The organism is Nocardia sp. CDC519 (assembly GCF_059509835.1).
Genome location: NZ_CM183377.1, coordinates 3564462 through 3582488, shown reverse-complemented (window position 1 = coordinate 3582488; position 18027 = coordinate 3564462). Strand labels below are relative to the sequence as shown.

Below are 18027 nucleotides of genomic sequence, written 5' to 3'. Positions count from 1 at the left end.
TGCTGGATGGGTCAGGCAGACGGGCTGAGGCTGGCCGCCGCCTCCCACACGAACCCGTCCGGATCGGTGCAGGGCGCGATGTCCGCGGCGAAGGCGATGCGGTGCGAGCCGCTGCCCTCGGCCGGCACACCGGCGTCCTTGGCGGCGGCCTTGCGGCCGTAGAGCGCCAGCTTCACCGCTGACGACGGCGCCTCGAACTCGACGTACTTGCTGCCGAAGCTCTTGCCCACGCTCAGCCCCTGCTCGACGTAGAACTGTTTGGTCGCCTTGACGTTGTCGACGCCGAGCAGCACCACGAATTCGTCGATCTCCCTGGTGGCGGGCCCGGTGTCCTTCTTCGCCGAGGTCGCGATCTTCCAGATCGAACCGTCCGGTGCCTGGACGACGCCGCCGTAGCCCCAGAAGCTCTTCTTGGCGGACTTCACGATGGTCGCGCCTGCGTCGACGGCCGAGCCGATGAGGCTGTCCACCGTGCTCGGCTGCGAGACCACCAGCGACAACACGTAACCACGGAACCCGCTGGTCGGGGCCTGCGAGCTGCGCACCCGCAACTTGTCGCCGAGACCGAACGCGGCGTCGTAGAAGGCTTCGGTGGCCGCGGCGTCGGTGGCTTCGAGGATGACGGACTGGATGGCGGCGGTGCTGGTCATGATCACTCCTGTGGTCGTGGGGCCCGGCGGGCCCGGTGTGCCTGTTGCGTTGAACCGGCTGTGTGCACAGCTTCTCGCCGGAGGGGCACCCACCACATCCGTGGCGACCACGGAACCGACCACGGATCGCGCGCACGCAGCGTCTGCGTGGCTGCACGGACGTCTGCGTACCGAGCCCGTATCGGACCGCGAAGTATGATCACGCGATCACGAGCAGGATGGGAGTCATGGCGGCGACGATGGAGATCTCGGCGCGCGAAGCCGAGGTGCTCTCGCTGGTGGGGCAGCATCTGAGCAATGCCGAGATCGGTGCGCGCTTGTTCATCTCGGTGCGCACGGTGGAAAGCCATGTGTCCTCGCTGCTGCGCAAGCTGGAGGTGCCGGATCGGCGAGCGCTGGCCCAGCACGCCGCGCCGCCGGCGGCCGCCGCGCAGCCGCAGCCGGCCCCGGCCCTGCCCACGCCGCTGACCTCGTTCATCGGCCGGACCCGTGAGCGCGCCGAGCTGAGCGAGCTGATCACCGAGCACCGGCAGGTGAGCGCCGTCGGCCCCGGCGGGGTGGGTAAGACCCGGCTCGCGCTGGCCGTCGCCGCCGATGCGGCCGCCGCCTTTCCCGACGGTGTGTGGTTCGTCGATCTGGTGCCGATCACCAGCCCCGATATCTGCGTGGTCGCCGGAACGGTCGCGTTCGCGCTCGGTCTCGGCGAGCAGCCCGGCCGCGGCATGGACGAGTCGGTGCTCGCCGCGCTCGCCGACCGGCAGGCGCTGCTGATTCTCGATAATTGCGAGCACGTCCTGGACGGGGTCGCGCCGTTCATCGAGCGCCTCCTCGCGGCATGCCCCCGGATGACGGTGCTGGCGACGAGCCGCGCCCGGCTGATGGTTCCGTTCGAGCGGGTGTATCCGGTGGCGCCGATGTCGCTGGCCGGTGCGGGCGATTCGGATGCGGTGGAGCTGTTCATGGATCGGGCGGCGGCCAGCGGCTGGCCGCCGAACAACGCACTGCGCGACCAGGTTTGCGCGTTCTGCGAGCGGCTGGACGGTGTGGCACTGGCGATCGAGCTGGCCGCCGCCCGCTGGACCACCCTCGGCCTGGACGGTCTCGAAGCCGGACTCTCCGACCAGCTGCGCATGCTCTCGGGCGGCTCCCGCGCCGAGGACCGGCACCGTTCGGTGCGCGCCGCGCTGGACTGGAGCCACGACCTGCTCGACCCGGATGACCGAGTGCTGCTGCGCCGAATCTCGGTGTTCATGAAGTCGTTCGGTGTGCAGGCGGCCGCCCGGGTCGCCGGATTGGACCTCGGTGTCGCCGCCGATGGCTTGGCCCGGCTGGCCGAGCAGAGCCTGCTGGTCGTGACGGCCTCCGCGAACGGCACCGAATTTCGTGCGCTGGAAACCATCCGCCAGTACGGCATGGAACGTCTGACGCAGGCCGATGAACTGCTCGACACCCGGACCCGCCATCTGCGCTGGTGCCTGGCCGAAGCCGAGGCGCTCGAGGTGGTCGGCACCGATTGGCGCGCCCGCTTCGACCGGGTGGCCGACGATTTCCGGGCCGCCATGGCCTGGGCCGCCGACCGGGCGGACCAGCGCACCGAGGCCCGCGAGCTCGCCGAGCGGATGGCTCGACTGTGCTTCACCCGCAACCTGATCGGCGAATCCCAGATGCGCTACGAGCAGGCCGCCGCCCTCGCCGACGATCCCGCCGTGGCGGCGGCGATGCTGCGGCAGGCGGCGGGCGCGGCCGGATGCCAGCTTCGCGGCGAAGACATGGACCGCCTGCATCGCGAGGCCGCCGACGCCGCCCGCCGATCGGGCGACTCCGCGGGCGCCGCCTGTGATCTGGCCACCGCGGCGGCCGACTCTTACCGGTTCGCAGGCAAATTCGTCCGGGTGCTGCCGCCGGCGGAAGCACTGGCGCTCATCACCGAGGCGCGGGAATTGGCCGGCGACGACCCACGGGCTCAGGCAGCCGTCGCCTTGGCCGAGGCCGGGCGAACGCTCACCGACAACCTCACCGGGCAGCACCCGGAAGGCGAGGTGGTGCCGGAAACCCTCGCCCATGCCGAACGCGCCGTCGACCTCGCCCAGCGCACCGGCGATCCACTCGCCGCCTCGGCAGCACTCGACACTCTCGCCGGCGTGCAGAGCTGGGCCGGTGACACCTTCGGCGCCGCGGCCACCACCCTGCGCCGCATGACGGTCCTGGAATCCGCGCCGCGCACCCCGGCCGCCACCCACGAGCTGATCGAAGCGCTGGGCGAAGCCACCGAAGCGTGCCTGGGCGCAGGCGATCTGCCCGGCGCCCGCCGCTGGGCGCGGCAGCTCGCCGATCATCCGCTGCTGGCCGAGGTCGGCCATCGTGCCACGAGCTGGTTGCTGGTGACCGACGCGCTGTCGGGCGAGGTCGAGCGGGTCCGCACCCACAGCGTCCGTTTTCTCGACTCCTGGCAGCGGGCAGGCAGCCCCGCCCGCTCCCTGCTCGGCCCCGCGATGGCCGGTGTGGCGATGGTCCACGATCTGCGCGACGACCAGAACGCGCACGCCGAATGGGCCGAGTACGCGCGCCGAGCCGACACCACGCCCGTCCGGACGCACGGCTACGGCGCCGTCTTCGACGCGCTCGCCCTGCTCCACCACGGGCAGCCCGCGCAGGCGTTGCAGCGCATGGCCGCCGGCCCGGATGAGGTGTGGCGCTGGGTCACCTGGATCTGGCTGCACTGGTACGTCGCGTTGCGCGCGGAAGCCGCCGTCCTCGCGGGCAACCCCGAGGCGAACGAGCACATCGCCGAGGCCCGAAACATCGTGGCGGGCAACCCCATTGCGGAAGCTCTCGTGGAGCGAGCCGATGCCCTGCTCGCCGGAGACCCGCAGCGGACGCTCGCCTCGGCCGCCACATTCGAGGCGGCAGGCTGCGGTTACCAGGCGGCGCGATCCCGAGTCCTGGCCGGCGGAGATCACGCCGCCGCGGGCTCCGCCGCGATCGCCGGCCTCGGACTCACCCCGATGGTCCCGGTCCGCGGGTAGGAGCGAACCCCCAGAAAATCCGGTTGATCGGCTTCCTACAGTGGAACCGTGATCCGTACCGCCGCACTCGCCCACATCCGTGACCGCCGCCTCATCCAGACGCGCTCGGTGGGGAAAGAGGTTTTCTACATGGCGGGCGGCAAGATCGATCCCGGTGAGACTCCGGTGGAGGCGCTGCACCGCGAGATCCGCGAGGAGCTCGGCGTCGGGGTGACAGATGTCAGCGAGCTGGGTGTGTTCCACGCCGAGGCCTATGGGCACGCGCCGGGCACCCCGCTGCAGATGAACTGCTTCACCGCCGATCTCACCGGCGAACCGACGCCGACCAGCGAGATCGCCGAGCTGCGTTACTTCACCGTCAGCGAGTACGCGGCCATGGATCACGTCGCACCCGGTTCGATGATGGTGTTCCGGCACCTGCACGAGCTCGGTCTCATTGATTGGTGAATGCGGTTGCCGAGCGGACACTTCCGGCACCGCGAGTTCTGGCACCGGGCACACGTGTAAAGCCCACTACCAGTTTGCTTCCCGATCTCTCGGACCTCGGGCAATCACCGTCGCCGTTGGATCTCGGCCGCACAACAAACCCGTAGCAACCGAAAAACCCGGTGCGGTGGGAAAACTCGGCCGGTAGACTGCACAGTGCGCCCGGAACGAGCGCAGCGGCGCCCCCACCCCGAGCTATCTCAGTTCACCAGGGTGAAGCGATGCGCCATCACCGAACTCATCCCGGGCGTCCAAACTTCCGCACCGCGAATCACGATCTGCGGGATCGATATACGAAGCGGATATGTCCTCGCCGTGCACCGGCCGGATCTCCGCATCCGTCTTGCGAACTCAGCCGATCAGTTCCGCAACCAGCGTCGTCTGGCGACCCCTCCACGCACAGCAGTCGGGCCCGAGACCACCCACGGTCTCGGGCCCGATGTGAAAGCTCAGAACTCAGCCGGTTTCAGCACGTCCGCCGGCATCGGCACGGCCATCGGAATCGGCGCGCTTGTCCGCGTCGTCCTCCGCCTCCGCGCGCAAGGCGATCCCCGGCTCGGTCCCCTCATCGGCGGCTTGGTCCGGCTCCGGATGTTCGGGCTCGAACTGCTCGGGCAGGTTCTTCAGATGCTTGTTCATCGAACGCACCAGCAGGAACGTGCCGACCAGCAGGATCAGCACGATGATCAGGCCGAACGGCGAGGCCTTGCCGAATTCGGGGCCGGTCGGTGTGCCCGGGGTCTGGGCGAGTAGAGCGAGCATCACCGGTGCTCATCCTCGATACCGGCGAACAGATCGTTCTCGGGCAGGGCGGTGCGCACGCGGGTCTGGGCCAGCTCGAACTCCTCGGTCGGCCACAGCCGCTGCTGGATCTCCAGCGGAATGGCGAAGAACGCGCCGTTGGGGTCGATCTGGGTGGCGTGGGCGCGCAGGGCGTCGTCACGCTGCGGGAAGTACTTCGCGCACTCCACCTGGGTGGTGACCCGCGTCATCACGTCGCCGCGCTCGACGGCGTACTTGCGCATCCGGTCCAGCCACTCGCGCATCGGGAACGGCTCACCCATGCGCTCGTACTCCTCGGCGAACACTTCCAGCCTGCGGATGCTGAACCCGTGGTCGTAGTACAGCTTGAGCGGCGTCCACGGCTCACCCGCGTCCGGGAACTTCTCCGGATCGCCCGCCGCCTCGAACGCGGCCACCGACACCTTGTGGCACATGATGTGATCCGGATGCGGATAGCCGCCGGTCTCGTCGTAGGTGGTCATGACGTGTGGCTTGAACTCGCGCACCACCCGCACCAGCGCCTCGGTGGCCTCCTCCAGCGGGACCAGCGCGAAGCAGCCCTCGGGCAGCGGCGGCAGCGGATCGCCCTCGGGCAGGCCGGAGTCGACGAAACCCAGCCAGGTCTGCTGCACACCGAGGGCGGCGGCCGCGGCCGCCATCTCCTCGCGGCGGATCTCGTCGATCCGGTCCAGCACACCGGGGGTATCCATCGCCGGATTCAGGATGCTGCCGCGTTCGCCGCCGGTCAGCGTGACGACGAGGACATCGTTGCCTTCATCGGCATACCTAGCGGTGGTCGCGGCGCCCTTACTCGATTCGTCGTCGGGGTGGGCGTGCACCGCCATGAGGCGAAGGCCACTCACTTCACGTTCACCGTCGCTCTCGCATCGCGGGTGGGTCGGGAGAATCCCGTCAGGTCTTCGTTCTCTATAGTTCCATTCCGACCGATTCTGTTCCGACCTACCCCCCGCGAGCGCCCTCACACGCCCGCAACGGGGGCCGAAGGACACCGCATGCCCCCGGACCCCAGCCGCGCCGCCGACGTCGCGGCCCGCAATGCCGACCGCTACGGCGCCCGCCCGGCGGGGCAACGCACCAGGCGCAACCTGATCGCGCTCGGCTTGGGCCTGATCGTGCTGGTGGCCGGGGTCGTGGTGGCCTACCTCGGCTGGTCGAAATACGGTCCGGACGATATCCAGGCCGAACAGCTCGGCTACACCGTCATCGACGATTCGACCGTCGAGGTGCGGATCAAAGTCACCCGCGACGACGCCACCCAGCCCGTCGTCTGCTTCGTCCGCGCGATGTCCAGGGACAATGCCGAGGTCGGCCGCCGCGAAGTGCTGATCGTGGGAGCCGACCCGAACGCCGCCGAGGACTACGGCACCATCGAGCTCACCACCCGCGTCCGGTCCTCGGAACGGCCGTCCTCGGCCAGTGTCTACGGCTGCACCGACAAGGTGCCGCAGTACCTGCGCGCGGGGTGAAATAGCGCCGTTACGGCGCGAACTGTTCAGAAAATAAACTCCGACCTGCGCATTTATGAACCATGCTAAAATGGCTTCACGCACGGTTCCGGGGCACGGAGCCGTGTTTGCTGCATTGGCGGCCGGCGCGGTTCCGGATCGGCGAGATTATCCGGGATCAGGTCTGTGAAGGTTCGAAGAACTTCCCAGGAACGCTCCAGCCGTCTGCTTGTGCATGCCCGTGTGCGGGTAGGTGCTCGCAGTATCAGGGAATCCTGGCTCGCCGGGAACAACTACTAGGGAGTGATCGAGATGACTGAGACGCAAGTGACCTGGCTGACCCCGGAGTCGCACGACAGGCTCAAGAGCGAACTCGACGCGCTCATTGCCAACCGTCCGGTCATCGCCGCCGAGATCAACGAACGCCGTGAAGAGGGCGACCTCAAGGAGAACGGCGGATACCACGCCGCGCGCGAGGAGCAGGGTCAGCAGGAAGCTCGCATCCGCCAGCTGCAGGAACTGCTGAACAACGCCAAGGTGGGCGTCGCGCCCACCAAGTCCGGCGTCGCGCTGCCGGGTTCCGTGGTCAAGGTCTACTACGACGGCGACGAATCCGACACCGAGACCTTCCTCATCGCCACCCGCGAAGAGGGCCTCAGCGACTCCAAGCTGGAGACCTACTCCCCCAACTCGCCGCTGGGTGGCGCGCTCATCGACGCGAAGGTCGGCGAGACCCGCGAATACACCCTGCCCAACGGCAACACCATGAAGGTGACGTTGATCAGCGCGGAGCCCTACCACAGCTGATCCGGCTCGCGGCCGGCGTCGCCCGGCCGGGCCCACAGACGCGAACGGCCGCATCCGATTCTTCGGGTGCGGCCGTTTCGTCATCTGCCGGGTCTCAGCTCAGCGCCTGCTCGATGTCGGCGAGCAGGTCGCTGACGTCCTCGATGCCCACCGACAGCCGCACCAGATCCGCGGGTACCTCGAGCATCGAGCCCGCGGTGGAGGCGTGGGTCATGGCCGCCGGGTGTTCGATCAGCGATTCCACACCGCCCAGCGATTCGGCCAGGGTGAAGATCTTGGTGCGTGAGCAGAAATCGCGGGCCGCGTCGGGGCCGTCGTTGAGCCGCACCGAGATCATGCCGCCGAAGCGGCGCATCTGCTTGTCGGCCACCGCGTGCCCGGGATGCTCGTTCAGGCCGGGGTAGATGACCTGGGAGATCTTCGGGTGCCGAGTCAGGAACTCGGCGAGGGTTTCGGCATTGTCGCAATGCCGGTCCATCCGCAGGGCCAGGGTCTTGGTGCCGCGCATGGTCAGGAAGGCGTCGAACGGGCCGGGGACGGCGCCCGCACCGTTCTGCAAGAACGCGAACGCGGCGTCGAGTTCGGCGTCGTCGGTGATCAGCGCGCCACCGATGACGTCGGAGTGCCCGCCCAGGTACTTGGTGGTCGAATGCACCACGATGTCGGCGCCGAGCAGCAGCGGCTGCTGCAGGTACGGCGTGGCGAAGGTGTTGTCGACCACCAGCTTGGCGCCCGCCGCGTGCGCCACGTCGGCGAGGGCCGGGATGTCACCGATGCTGAGCAGCGGGTTGGTGGGAGTCTCGATCCACACCAGCTTGGTGTTGGGGCGGATCGCGGCGCGCATCTCGTCGACGTTGAACACGTGCGCGGGCGAATGCTCGATGCCCCACTGGCTGAACACCTTGTCGATGAGCCGGAAGGTGCCGCCATAGGCGTCATCCGGGATGACGATGTGGTCGCCGGGACGCAGCGTGGCGCGCAGGGCGCAGTCGGTGGCGGCCATGCCGGAGGCGAAGGCGCGGCCGTAGCGGCCGGCTTCCAGCGCGGCGAGGTTGGCTTCCAGGGCGGTGCGGGTGGGGTTGCCGGTGCGGCCGTATTCGTAGCCGTCCCGCAGGCCGCCGACGCCGTCCTGGGCGAAGGTGGAGCTCGCGTAGATGGGCACGTTCACCGCGCCGGTCTGGGGATCGGGATCGAAACCGGCGTGCACGGCCCTGGTGGAGAATCCCAGCTCACTCATGTGCCTCAGCCTAAAGGCAGCGTTTTCCGGGCCGACGGCCGGTTCTCCCGTTGGGCGTGTCGGCGCCCGCGAGGCCCGTTTACGCTGTCCCCATGGTGACCGTCGAAGAACTGTTCGCGATCGATGCGCTGCTGTCCGATACCGAACGCGAGATCCGCGACACCGTCGCGGCGTTCGCGGCCGAACGGCTGCGCCCGCACATCGCCGACTGGTTCGAGGAGGGCACCTTCCCGGCCCGCGATATCGCGCCCGAACTGGGCAAACTCGGTCTGCTCGGTATGCACCTGGAGGGTTACGGCTGCGCGGGCATGTCGGCCACCACCTATGGCCTGGCCTGCCAGGAATTGGAGGCCGTCGATTCCGGCGTGCGCTCGATGGTGTCGGTGCAGGGTTCGCTGGCGATGACCGCGATCCACAAGTTCGGCTCCGAGGAGCAGAAGCAGCAGTGGCTGCCGGAGATGGCGGCGGGCCGCGCGCTCGGCTGTTTCGGGCTGACCGAACCCGACTTCGGCTCCAACCCCGGCGGCATGCGCACCCGCGCCCGCCGCGACGGCGACGACTGGGTGCTCAACGGTTCGAAGATGTGGATCACCAACGGCTCGGTGGCCGATGTGGCGGTGGTGTGGGCGCAGGTCGACGTCGACGGCAAGCAGGTCGTACACGGCTTCCTCGTCCCGGCGGGCACGCCCGGTTTCACCGCGCGGGAAATGCATCGCAAGCTCTCGCTGCGCGCCTCGGTGACCGCCGAACTCGATTTCGACGAGGTGCGCCTGCCCGCCGACGCCCTGCTGCCCGAGGCGCGCGGACTGTCCGCGCCGCTGGCCTGCCTGAGCGAGGCCCGGTTCGGCATCATCTTCGGCGCGCTCGGCGCGGCCCGCGACTGCCTCACCGCCACCATCGAATACGCCCGCACCCGCGAGGTTTTCGACAAACCACTGGCCGCCTACCAGCTCACCCAGGCCAAGATCGCCGATATGGCGCTGGAATTCGGTAAAGGGCAGCTGTTGGCGCTGCATCTGGGCCGGTTGAAGGATCGCGGCGAGATCGCTCCGGAACAGATCAGCGCGGGCAAACTCAACAGCACCCGCGAGGCCATCGCGATCGCCCGCGAATGCCGGACGATTCTGGGCGCCAACGGAATCACGCTGGATTACCCGGTGCTGCGGCACGCCAACAATCTCGAATCGGTGCTCACCTACGAAGGAACGGCCGAGGTTCACCAGCTGGTGCTCGGAAATGCGCTCACCGGAGCCAAAGCGTTCCGGTAGACGGCGATTCGGTAAGGCGCCGGGCCCTCCGGCGCTCTACCTCACCCAGCGGCCGGGCGCGCGCTGCGAACATTGTTACCGCTTGTCATTCGAGGGCCATCTGGATGTCACCCATCGGCCCCGGCGATCGCGCACCCTATGAGTGCACCCGAAGACGGGTCCGACGCAGCAGGAAACGGCGGGTGCGCTGACACCGAAATGCGGAGGTGCGCAATGAACTCGCTGTCGTCCGGCACTACCGTCCACACCACGGTCACCGATTACCGCCAGAGTTTCCGGGCACGTGAACGCGGCACCCTCGCCGACCCGGTCGACGCCCGCCCGCTACCCGATCAGCGCGACCTGGTCGCGGCTTTCGCCGGCCGCCGCGAGGAACATCCGCTACTGGACTGGGCACAGGAACTGGCAGATCTGCACCGCGCCCGGCAACGCAACCCGCTCGCCACGGCCGGAATCGATTGCCGCCGCCACGAACTCGTCGCCCGCATCGACAACTGGGTGCGCACCCGCATCCCCGGCCGCTACGCCACCCGGCAACTGCGCGCCGCCTCCCTCGGCGCCACCGTCGACCGCATGGCCGCCGCCCACGTCCACGCCAGCCACCTGCTGCACACCGCCGAACGCGTCTCCGACGACCGCGTGCACGCCGCGTGGTACCGCCTGGCCCTGCTGGCCGACACCTGGACCGACCTGATCACCAGCGCCCCCGACCAGACCCGGCCGCACGGGCGGTACCGGGCGGGCTCGACGCCGTAACCGGCGATCGGCGCGTCGTCACGCGTGTTTCCCGGTAACGCCGCCGCGACCCTTGCCCGGGCAAATCGGATTTCGATAAGGTCACAGCCAGCCGAGGGGGCGGAATCCGAATCCGGTCCCGTATTCGCGTGACCAGGGTCGGGAGGAGCCGGTGATGAAACTGGTGCGAGGGCGGTACCTGCTCGCTATCGGGGCTGTGGTGTTGGTTGCGGCGGGGTGCGGGGGGTCGACGGAGGGGGAAGCGCAGCCGGTGGGGTCGGCGGGGAGTACGAGTGGGGCGGGCACCAGCGCGGCCGAAGGTGGGATCGCGGCGGATGTGCCGAGCGGGTTTGATCCGTGCTCGGATATCCCGCAAGAAGTACTTGCCTCGGAGGGGCTGCGGAACCGCTCTACCGCGAACAACTCCGGTTCGAACGGCATCAAATGGCAAGGCTGCCGCTGGTCGCAGCCAGATGCGTACTCCACAACGATCAGCGTCACGAACCTCACCGTGAACATGGTCCGCGACAACAAGAATCGAACCGTCCGCGACGAGTACACGATCTCGGGCCGCGAGGCTATCGCTTCGCACGTGAGCGACGAATCAGAACCGACATCGGTGTGCACTCTCCACGTCGCGATGAAGGGTGGAAGCATCGAGTTCGGCCTGAACAACCCCGCCTCGAACCGGGAGACCGGCCACATCGACACCTGCGAGCTCGCTCGCGGCCTGGCCGAGAAAGTGGTGCCGCTGATTCCATCCGACGCATAGTCGGTCCGCACACACGAAAACATATACTGGGGGAGCTGAACGGTATGAGCGAGAACGACACGGCACCACACACGTTGGCCGGCCTGATCACAGAAGCCGCCGAGGGCAGGCTGTCCGTCCAGATGAACGGCGACATTCAGGTGAACGCGGAAGAGTTCGTCTATATCGACCGCGACTGCGATGCGTTCAAGACCCATATCCGCGACCTTCAGGAAATCGCACGAACGATCTCCGACCAGGAGGTGTGGGGGCTGGGCGAGGACAAGGACCCCCTGTCATCGGCGAGCATCCTCGTCAGTCGATTCCGCGAAAAGGCCAAGGGTTCCGACAACAGCATCCACGCGATCCTCGAAGAGCACTACAAGATCGTCGACGAAATCCAGCAACTCCATAAAGCGATCGCTCAGCGCTACATCGACACCGACGAGACGTTCGCTGCCCGCTACAACCAGCTCGTGGCCGAACTACCACCTCCGGGGCCGATTGCGCCGACACGCACCCAGCCCGGCGTCACCCCCGTGGCGAAGTAGGCCACGATGTCCAAAATCCCTACCGAGCAGCCGCGTATCAAAGACGGCGAGAATCCCGACAATCTCGATCACTCCCAGATCAATGATTCGTTCAATCCGCTGAACACGACAGAGGCTTTCGCCGCGGCCAACAAATTCACCGAGATCGAGAACAAATGGACCGATGGGGTGAGGGTTTTCGCGGCCCGCATCCAGCGGTCGAGCTCGGCGGCATGGGACGGCCCGGCCGCCGAAGCCGCCCGGACGGCCTTGTCCAACTACACGACTCGCGCCCAAGATCTCTCCCCCGCCCTGCAAGCGATGGCCGCCCGGGTCTACGGCGCAGTCGATTCGATCAACACCACCAAGCGCGAGTTGCCCGAGGTGGTCGAGAAGCGCCCGGCGTGGAACCCGACGAGTTGGCCGTATGTCGGCTCGCATTCGGCGTCCAAGCGTGACGATGCCGAAGCCACCGCGCGCACCGTGATGGGCACCCACTATGTGAAGCCGTTCGTCGACACCGACCGAGAGATTCCGGTCCTGCCCAAGCCGGACGATCCCACCCAACCACTGGTCCCGCCGGTGAAACCGCCGACCGATGACCGCGAGTGGGAAGGTGGTGGCGGCGATACCGGTGGTGGCGACGGCGCGGGCGACGGCTCCGGCGGCGGCACTGGCGGCGGCGGCACTGGCGATCAGGGCGGTTCCGAAGGGGAAACCGAGGAGACCAAAGGCACCGAGGAAACCGGCGGCGAAACCACCGAGGAGCAGCAGGATCCGACGACCATGGCGGCGAATACCACTGCCCCGTCGAGTACGCCCACGAGCACGACCTCCCGCGTGACGGACCCGTCGCTCGCCTCCACCACACCGGCGGGCGTCAATGCCGCCGGCTACTCCCCAACCGGTGTGCCGGGCGGCCGGACGGGTGGATCGGCAGGCACGGGCGGTGCGGGGCGTGCGGGCGGCGCGGGGTCCGGGGGCGGCTCCGGTTCCGGTGGCTCGGGTTCCGGCAGCGAGAAGCCCGGCGCCGGGCGCAGCATTCCGGGTGGGCCGGGCGGATCGGGTGCTGGGGCAGGTCCGGCGGCCGCGGCCAATGCTGCCAGGTCGGCGGCCACCGGTCGCGGCTTGATGGGTATGCCGATGGGCGGCATGGGTGCCGGTGCGGGCCGGGGCGGCAACTCCGATGAGGACGAGCACAAGACGCCGGAGTACCTGATCACCGCCGAGAACACCGACGAACTGCTCGGCGAGGTCCCCAAGACCGTTCCCGGCGGCGTGATCGGCGGCGATATCCCGGCGGCCGAGACCACCGCACCGCAGGAGGGGGAGGATCGGCGGTGAGCGAATGGCGATGGGACCCCGATGATTTCGCGGCCCTGTGGTACAGCGACGCGCACGACCGCTTCCCACGCCCGCTGCGGTATGTCAGCCGCTTCCGTTTCCTCGGTGAAGTCGCGGCACACCGCGAGAAGGTGCGCACGGGCTACGACGGCGACGAACTCGAACGCATCCAGCTCGCCTTCCACACGCTCGCCGAATCCGATTTCCGTATCGAAATCCTCGGCGGCACAACGAAAACCAAACGCGGCCGGGAGGGCGAGTATCGCGTTGTCGGGGCAAGTACCACCTATCAAGCGGCCACCTTGTCACAAACGGCGATCGACGGAGTCGACGGCCCCATCACCTGCCGCCTGTTCCGCCCCGAACAACTGCCGAATCGCCTGACCGCGGCCTTGCCCGCCTGCGCGCCGGGCACCCACCCCGCGGCCACCTTCCATCTCGCGGATCTCGAACAGCGCAGCGAGCAGCGCAGTTTCGCGCACCGCACGCCCCGGGAGGAGTATCAGCGGCTGGCGCTGCGACCCGCCGACGGCGGCGGCAATGCCGGACTTCTCGTCGGCCCACTGCACGCCCGCCCGGACCCCTGGTACGCCTTCCAGTGGTTCGACCTCACCGGCGACGGCCGCTACCTGGAACAGCGCAACCGCGAACAGTTGAACGTCCGCCCGGCCGCCCCGCAGATGTTCACCGAGATGTTCACCAACTGGATCGTGCGCGCCCGTAAGCGGCTACGTGAGGATGCCCAGGAACCGGTCTGGTAGCCGGCCGCCCGGCTTCGGTTGCCATAGCTACCCCGCATGACCTGCATGGGAGCCCTCCGGCCCTGGGTATTTCGGTTGAGCGAACCACCTGCGCCTGGGCTAATCTTCGCTCGTTCAGCAGACGTGCGCCGGAACGGTCCTTTCCCTGGAACGTTCGTGTGGCTGTCGTCGATGATTGACAGGAAGACTTCAGTGAAGCGCACACTTGCAGTAGGGCTGGCGTTCGTCGCGGTAGCGGCGGTGGGCTGCAGCTCGGAGGAGTCGACGACCGCGGCTTCGACGTCCGTGTCGGCTCCGGCCGCCGCCGAGGGCGGCGATGCGCAGCAGATCCGCGACCTCATCGCGCAGCAGGAGCCCGCGATGGCGACCTTCGATTTCGACCGGATGGCCGAACTCACCTGCACCAAGTACCGCGACCAGGTCAAGAACCTGCCGGACACCATGTTCCCGCCGCTCAGCTCGGCGGGAACGGCCGAGGAGTTCGCCGCCAAGCCTGCCGATCAGCTCGCCGCCGCCCTGAAGGCGGAATACCCGGCGGCCTCCGATGAGAGCATCAATAACCTGGTCGACGCGTTCATCCGCTACGACGAACCGGCCTACAAGGCCGCGAATCTGGCCATCATGCGCGAAACCACCACGGTCACTGTCGACAAAGTCGACAACATCAAGGTAACCGGGGATACCGCCACCGCCGACATCACCTCCACGTGGAAGAACGAAGGCGCGGAGTCGGAGACCAAGACCGAAACCAACGCTTACGCCAAAGAAGACGGTAAGTGGCTGGATTGCCAGCAGCCCTCGTAACGGGCATCCACAATCCGGCCGTGCCCGAGCCGGCGGTGACCGACTCGGGCAGCAGGATCACATCCGGGTCATGGTCGAGGCGTATCCCCCGCCGCCCGGGTAGACCCATTCGCCGGTGACCGTGGTGCCTTCGGCATCGAAGGTGCCACGGTAGTAGGCGGGGCTGCCTTTGGCGCCGCCCCAGATGGTGAGGGTGTCACCGTCGAGTTCGTAGACGTAGTCGAAGGTGTTGCCGACCGAGTCGTAGTACCGGGAGACCACGTCGGGGCCGGTGGGTTCGCCGAACGGGTGCAGGTTGCCGATCACCTCCAAACCGGTGACGGGTTCGCCGTACTGGGTGAGGTCGACGTGCTGGAGCAGGAAGAACCGGCCGGGCATCCATTCGTAGCGCACGGTTCCTTCGGCGCCGCCGCTGACTTTCCAGGTGCCGACGAGGCGGTCAAGGGCCTGGAGCTCGGGGGTGGGCTGCTGCTGGGTGTCGTTCATGGTCGTACTCCTTCTGTGTGGGTCGTTCGCTGGTACCTCGGTGCAGGCAGACCGTCCTCGACATCATCAGACTGTGATCTGGATCACAGGACGACCGTGTCGAGGTTCGGGCCGCGGCTCCGAGGTGGCAACGGACCCAGATCGCGGTCGCGGACCGGCTACCGTGACGAGAACCCACCACATCGGAGGACCCCGTGAAATATCTGCTGCTCGGCTACACCCCGGCCGCCGCATGGGACGCCGCGACCGCCGACACCGCCTCGGAGGAGGCGCTGGCCGCGTTCGCCACCTACCAGCAGCTGGAGAAGGAGCTGTTCGCCTCCGGCGAGCTGGTCAGTACGGAGGGCCTCGGCCACCCGGCGGTCAGCACCACGGTTCGCAAGACCGCCGATGGCGTGGTCGCCACCGACGGGCCGTTCGCGGAGTTGAAGGAGGTGCTGGCCAGCTTCGCCGTGATCGACGTGGCCGGACATGAACGGGCCGTGGAGATCACCGCCCGCATCGTCGAGGCGCTCGGTGAGCCGATCGAGATCCGCCCGATCATGGGCGAGGACTTCACCGCGTGAACCCGGAGCTCGAGGACCTGCTGCGCGCCGAAGCGCCGCAGGTCCTCGGCGCGCTGGTCCGCCGGTTCGGCCGCTTCGATATCGCCGAGGACGCCGTGCAGGAAGCGTTGCTGGCCGCAGCCGGAAAGTGGCCGGTCGAGGGCATTCCGGACGAACCGCGCAGTTGGCTCATCCGCGTCGCCTACCGGCGCATGGTGGATCTGCTGCGCTCCGATCAGGCCCGCAGGCGCCGGGAACTGGAAGCCGGCGCCGCCGAACTGGCCATGGCCGAGCCCGCCCGGGCCGCGCAGGCCGGCGGACTGGACGACAGCCTCACCTTGCTCTTGCTGTGCTGCCATCCAGCACTCGCGCACACCTCGCAGGTGGCGCTCACCTTGCGCGCGGTCGGCGGGCTGACCACGGCCGAGATCGCGCACGCCTACGGCACGACCGAGGCCACCATGGGCACCCGGATCAGCCGCGCCAAACAACAACTCGCGAAGGCCGGCGCCCGCTTCACGCTCCCCACCGGCGAGGACCGCGACAGTCGAATGGCGGCGGTTCTCCAGGTGCTGTATCTCATCTTCAACGAGGGCTACACCGCCACCGCCGGAGCCGACCTCACCCGCCTGGACCTCACCGCCGAGGCCATCCGGCTCACCAGAATGCTGCACGCCACCGTCCCCGCCGACGCGGAGGTGACGGGCCTGCTCGCACTGATGCTGCTCACCGAATCCCGCCGCGCGGCCCGCACCGAGGCCGGCGAACTGATACCCCTCGATCAGCAGGATCCCGCACAGTGGAATCGCGAAATGATCGCGGAGGGAACAGCTCTCATCGACAGCGTGTGGAACCGAGCCCCGGCCGGCCCTTACCAGATCCAGGCCGCGATCGCCGCGGTGCACGCCGCGGCCGAACCGGGCCGCACCGACTGGGCCCAGATCGCGATGCTGTACCTGTGGCTCGAGCGCCTCACCCCGACGCCGCCGGTCCAGCTCGCCCGCGTGGTGGCCGTCGCCCACGCGCACGGACCGGCCAGGGGCCTGGCCTTGCTCGACGACCTCAACCAGCGCCACCACCTCGACAGCAACCCGCTCACCCGGCAGCGTGAACACGCCGTCCGAGCCCACCTCTTACAGCAGGTCGGCGAGAACGCCGCCGCCACCGAATACTTCCGCCGCGCCGCCGAACTCACCGATAACCAGGTCGAAAAGCGCTACCTACACAGCAAGGCCGATCACCTCGACTGACTACCACCCCGGCGACCTCCGATCGACTCAACTCACTGCCGTGGCCACACCATCTGCCGCGCGATTCGAGCCGGTCGGGCCGGACGACGCCTCCGGATCGAGCGGTCGGCAGTATGCCCGAGGCCGTCGGCGCAACTGGCCGCCGCCAGACCGGGCGCTGGGAGGGGATGCCGTCTCACAGCAGGTAGAGACGTTCGGTCGGTAGCCGGGGCAGGCCGCGCGGGTCGGTGGGCAGTCGGCGTATGCGACTCCAAGAACCCCACCGGCCCCGCTCTCGTCCTCAACCCCACCGACTGGGACCACTTCACCACGGCCATCCAGCACAAGAGGTTTCCCCCTCTCGCGTAGATCGAGTTGCGGCTTCGCACAGGATTCGGGCACGTCGCACAAGGTGTGAGCTATCGAAATCGCCATAACCTGTGCGCAGTTCGCGCACACCGGTAGGGGCGGCAGGTCGAGGGCCCCGCGATTTTCCACGGGCGGCAAGGTGTGGATCGTCGGCATACCATCGGCCGGTCAGTGCGCGGTAGCTATGGAGAGCAGGTGGAATGGTTCCCGAGTGGTGCGAATTCTTCACGGCCGATGAGTACGCGAAGTTCGCCGAGTATGTCGATTCGGCGCTCGGCAGTTTCGGCGCCGAAGGGCAGGACGTCGACAACGGCTGGGTCAGCGTGGCCTCGGGCGAACCGGATCCGGAGCTGTACGAACTCGACCTCACCGAACTGGCCGGAGAGTGCCGAGCGAACCCGATCGAGGACTGGCCGGTTCTGTGCTTCAGTGCGGTCGACCGATTCGTCGTGTGCGCGCCGCAGCGGGAATGGCTCACCCAAGCCACTTTCGCCGAAGTCGAAGATCTGCTGGAACCGTGGCTCGCCGACGCGCCGGAGCTGACCTTCGAAGCCCCACCGGATCATCCGGACCAGCCCTTCTCGACCCGACTCGACGATGGCCGGTATCTGCACTTCGTCGCCACCGTCCCAGAGTTGGGCGACATCCCGGAGATCCCGGCCTTCGTCCCGAACTCCGCCATCGGCTCCTGGAACGTGCCCGTCGACGATCTGGTGCGCTGGGCCGCGACGCGCGCCTGAGCCGGACCGA

General features: G+C 68.1%; 20 protein-coding genes. 15 read left to right on the top strand and 5 right to left on the bottom strand.

Annotated features, from left to right (window positions below):
- Positions 1 to 11: 11 nt before the first annotated feature.
- Positions 12 to 650 carry a VOC family protein gene (locus AC5W7N_RS15935; RefSeq protein ID WP_195019995.1) on the bottom strand — a complete coding sequence of 213 codons (639 nt, stop codon included), beginning with the start codon at positions 648 to 650 and terminating at the stop codon, positions 12 to 14.
- Positions 651 to 877: 227 nt separating this feature from the next.
- Between AC5W7N_RS15935 and AC5W7N_RS15930 the strand changes: the two genes are divergently transcribed.
- Together AC5W7N_RS15930 and AC5W7N_RS15925 are read left to right on the top strand one after the other, a co-directional pair.
- Positions 878 to 3676 carry an ATP-binding protein gene (locus AC5W7N_RS15930; RefSeq protein WP_195019996.1) on the top strand — a complete coding sequence of 933 codons (2799 nt, stop codon included), beginning with the start codon at positions 878 to 880 and terminating at the stop codon, positions 3674 to 3676.
- 48 nt (positions 3677 to 3724) lie between these two features.
- The gene (locus AC5W7N_RS15925) at positions 3725 to 4123 is read left to right on the top strand and encodes an NUDIX hydrolase (protein WP_163817831.1); all 399 of its coding nucleotides are present in this window, start codon (positions 3725 to 3727) and stop codon (positions 4121 to 4123) included.
- A 495-nt stretch (positions 4124 to 4618) separates the two neighbouring features.
- Here AC5W7N_RS15925 and AC5W7N_RS15920 read toward each other — a convergent pair whose 3' ends face one another.
- Together AC5W7N_RS15920 and mca are read right to left on the bottom strand one after the other, a co-directional pair.
- Positions 4619 to 4924, bottom strand: a complete 306-nt coding sequence (locus AC5W7N_RS15920) for a hypothetical protein (RefSeq protein WP_178128455.1) — start codon at positions 4922 to 4924, stop codon at positions 4619 to 4621.
- Positions 4924 to 5808, bottom strand: coding sequence for a mycothiol conjugate amidase Mca (mca, locus tag AC5W7N_RS15915; RefSeq protein ID WP_280212768.1), 885 nt, complete (start codon positions 5806 to 5808; stop codon positions 4924 to 4926). The genes AC5W7N_RS15920 and mca overlap by 1 nt, the downstream gene beginning before the upstream one ends.
- 150 nt (positions 5809 to 5958) lie before the next feature.
- Here mca and AC5W7N_RS15910 point away from each other — a divergent pair, with 150 nt between their 5' ends.
- Entirely contained in the window at positions 5959 to 6432 is a 474-nt protein-coding gene (locus tag AC5W7N_RS15910) for a DUF4307 domain-containing protein (protein WP_163817836.1), read from the top strand.
- 291 nt (positions 6433 to 6723) lie between these two features.
- Entirely contained in the window at positions 6724 to 7218 is a 495-nt protein-coding gene (gene greA / locus AC5W7N_RS15905) for a transcription elongation factor GreA (protein WP_036539687.1), read from the top strand.
- Positions 7219 to 7312: 94 nt separating this feature from the next.
- Here the strand turns inward: greA and AC5W7N_RS15900 are convergent, their stop codons facing one another.
- On the bottom strand, positions 7313 to 8455 hold the full coding sequence (locus AC5W7N_RS15900) for a cystathionine gamma-synthase (RefSeq protein ID WP_195006789.1): 1143 nt from the start codon (positions 8453 to 8455) through the stop codon (positions 7313 to 7315).
- A gap of 92 nt (positions 8456 to 8547) precedes the next feature.
- Between AC5W7N_RS15900 and AC5W7N_RS15895 the strand changes: the two genes are divergently transcribed.
- The 7 genes from AC5W7N_RS15895 (at position 8548) to AC5W7N_RS15865 (ending at position 14648) form a co-directional block, all read left to right on the top strand.
- Positions 8548 to 9723, top strand: coding sequence for an acyl-CoA dehydrogenase family protein (locus AC5W7N_RS15895; RefSeq protein ID WP_163817840.1), 1176 nt, complete (start codon positions 8548 to 8550; stop codon positions 9721 to 9723).
- A gap of 213 nt (positions 9724 to 9936) precedes the next feature.
- On the top strand, positions 9937 to 10479 hold the full coding sequence (locus AC5W7N_RS15890) for a DUF4254 domain-containing protein (RefSeq protein ID WP_163817842.1): 543 nt from the start codon (positions 9937 to 9939) through the stop codon (positions 10477 to 10479).
- Positions 10480 to 10633: 154 nt separating this feature from the next.
- Entirely contained in the window at positions 10634 to 11230 is a 597-nt protein-coding gene (locus tag AC5W7N_RS15885; RefSeq protein WP_195019997.1) for a DUF3558 domain-containing protein, read from the top strand.
- A gap of 44 nt (positions 11231 to 11274) precedes the next feature.
- Positions 11275 to 11760: a hypothetical protein gene (locus tag AC5W7N_RS15880; protein WP_195019998.1), complete on the top strand. Its 486-nt coding sequence runs from the start codon at positions 11275 to 11277 to the stop codon at positions 11758 to 11760.
- Between the two features lie 6 nt (positions 11761 to 11766).
- The gene (locus AC5W7N_RS15875) at positions 11767 to 13083 is read left to right on the top strand and encodes a hypothetical protein (RefSeq protein WP_195019999.1); all 1317 of its coding nucleotides are present in this window, start codon (positions 11767 to 11769) and stop codon (positions 13081 to 13083) included.
- Positions 13080 to 13844 carry an ESX secretion-associated protein EspG gene (locus AC5W7N_RS15870; RefSeq protein WP_195020000.1) on the top strand — a complete coding sequence of 255 codons (765 nt, stop codon included), beginning with the start codon at positions 13080 to 13082 and terminating at the stop codon, positions 13842 to 13844. Before AC5W7N_RS15875 ends, AC5W7N_RS15870 begins: the two co-directional genes overlap by 4 nt.
- A 156-nt stretch (positions 13845 to 14000) precedes the next feature.
- The gene (locus tag AC5W7N_RS15865) at positions 14001 to 14648 is read left to right on the top strand and encodes a hypothetical protein (RefSeq protein WP_163811490.1); all 648 of its coding nucleotides are present in this window, start codon (positions 14001 to 14003) and stop codon (positions 14646 to 14648) included.
- Between the two features lie 57 nt (positions 14649 to 14705).
- Here the strand turns inward: AC5W7N_RS15865 and AC5W7N_RS15860 are convergent, their stop codons facing one another.
- Positions 14706 to 15134 carry a DUF1579 domain-containing protein gene (locus AC5W7N_RS15860; protein WP_163811488.1) on the bottom strand — a complete coding sequence of 143 codons (429 nt, stop codon included), beginning with the start codon at positions 15132 to 15134 and terminating at the stop codon, positions 14706 to 14708.
- A gap of 194 nt (positions 15135 to 15328) precedes the next feature.
- Here AC5W7N_RS15860 and AC5W7N_RS15855 point away from each other — a divergent pair, with 194 nt between their 5' ends.
- From AC5W7N_RS15855 to AC5W7N_RS15840, 4 genes are all read left to right on the top strand, one after another.
- Positions 15329 to 15700 carry a YciI family protein gene (locus tag AC5W7N_RS15855; protein WP_163811486.1) on the top strand — a complete coding sequence of 124 codons (372 nt, stop codon included), beginning with the start codon at positions 15329 to 15331 and terminating at the stop codon, positions 15698 to 15700.
- Entirely contained in the window at positions 15697 to 16929 is a 1233-nt protein-coding gene (locus tag AC5W7N_RS15850; RefSeq protein WP_490724812.1) for an RNA polymerase sigma factor, read from the top strand. Before AC5W7N_RS15855 ends, AC5W7N_RS15850 begins: the two co-directional genes overlap by 4 nt.
- Before the next feature lie 21 nt (positions 16930 to 16950).
- Positions 16951 to 17277 (top strand): DUF397 domain-containing protein, encoded by a 327-nt coding sequence (locus AC5W7N_RS15845; RefSeq protein ID WP_495924131.1) that lies wholly within the window; start codon positions 16951 to 16953, stop codon positions 17275 to 17277.
- A gap of 200 nt (positions 17278 to 17477) precedes the next feature.
- Entirely contained in the window at positions 17478 to 18017 is a 540-nt protein-coding gene (locus tag AC5W7N_RS15840; protein ID WP_163811482.1) for a hypothetical protein, read from the top strand.
- Positions 18018 to 18027 lie beyond the last annotated feature (10 nt).

Excerpts from the sequence above, each read along its gene's own strand:
- AC5W7N_RS15935 (WP_195019995.1), bottom strand. The coding sequence starts at position 650 with ATGACCAGCACCGCCGCCATCCAGTCCGTCATCCTCGAAGCCACCGAC.
- AC5W7N_RS15930 (WP_195019996.1), top strand. The coding sequence starts at position 878 with ATGGCGGCGACGATGGAGATCTCGGCGCGCGAAGCCGAGGTGCTCTCG.
- AC5W7N_RS15920 (WP_178128455.1), bottom strand. The coding sequence starts at position 4,924 with ATGCTCGCTCTACTCGCCCAGACCCCGGGCACACCGACCGGCCCCGAA.
- AC5W7N_RS15910 (WP_163817836.1), top strand. The coding sequence starts at position 5,959 with ATGCCCCCGGACCCCAGCCGCGCCGCCGACGTCGCGGCCCGCAATGCC.
- greA (WP_036539687.1), top strand. The coding sequence starts at position 6,724 with ATGACTGAGACGCAAGTGACCTGGCTGACCCCGGAGTCGCACGACAGG.
- AC5W7N_RS15900 (WP_195006789.1), bottom strand. The coding sequence starts at position 8,455 with ATGAGTGAGCTGGGATTCTCCACCAGGGCCGTGCACGCCGGTTTCGAT.
- AC5W7N_RS15895 (WP_163817840.1), top strand. The coding sequence starts at position 8,548 with ATGGTGACCGTCGAAGAACTGTTCGCGATCGATGCGCTGCTGTCCGAT.
- AC5W7N_RS15890 (WP_163817842.1), top strand. The coding sequence starts at position 9,937 with ATGAACTCGCTGTCGTCCGGCACTACCGTCCACACCACGGTCACCGAT.
- AC5W7N_RS15885 (WP_195019997.1), top strand. The coding sequence starts at position 10,634 with ATGAAACTGGTGCGAGGGCGGTACCTGCTCGCTATCGGGGCTGTGGTG.
- AC5W7N_RS15880 (WP_195019998.1), top strand. The coding sequence starts at position 11,275 with ATGAGCGAGAACGACACGGCACCACACACGTTGGCCGGCCTGATCACA.
- AC5W7N_RS15875 (WP_195019999.1), top strand. The coding sequence starts at position 11,767 with ATGTCCAAAATCCCTACCGAGCAGCCGCGTATCAAAGACGGCGAGAAT.
- AC5W7N_RS15860 (WP_163811488.1), bottom strand. The coding sequence starts at position 15,134 with ATGAACGACACCCAGCAGCAGCCCACCCCCGAGCTCCAGGCCCTTGAC.
- AC5W7N_RS15840 (WP_163811482.1), top strand. The coding sequence starts at position 17,478 with ATGGTTCCCGAGTGGTGCGAATTCTTCACGGCCGATGAGTACGCGAAG.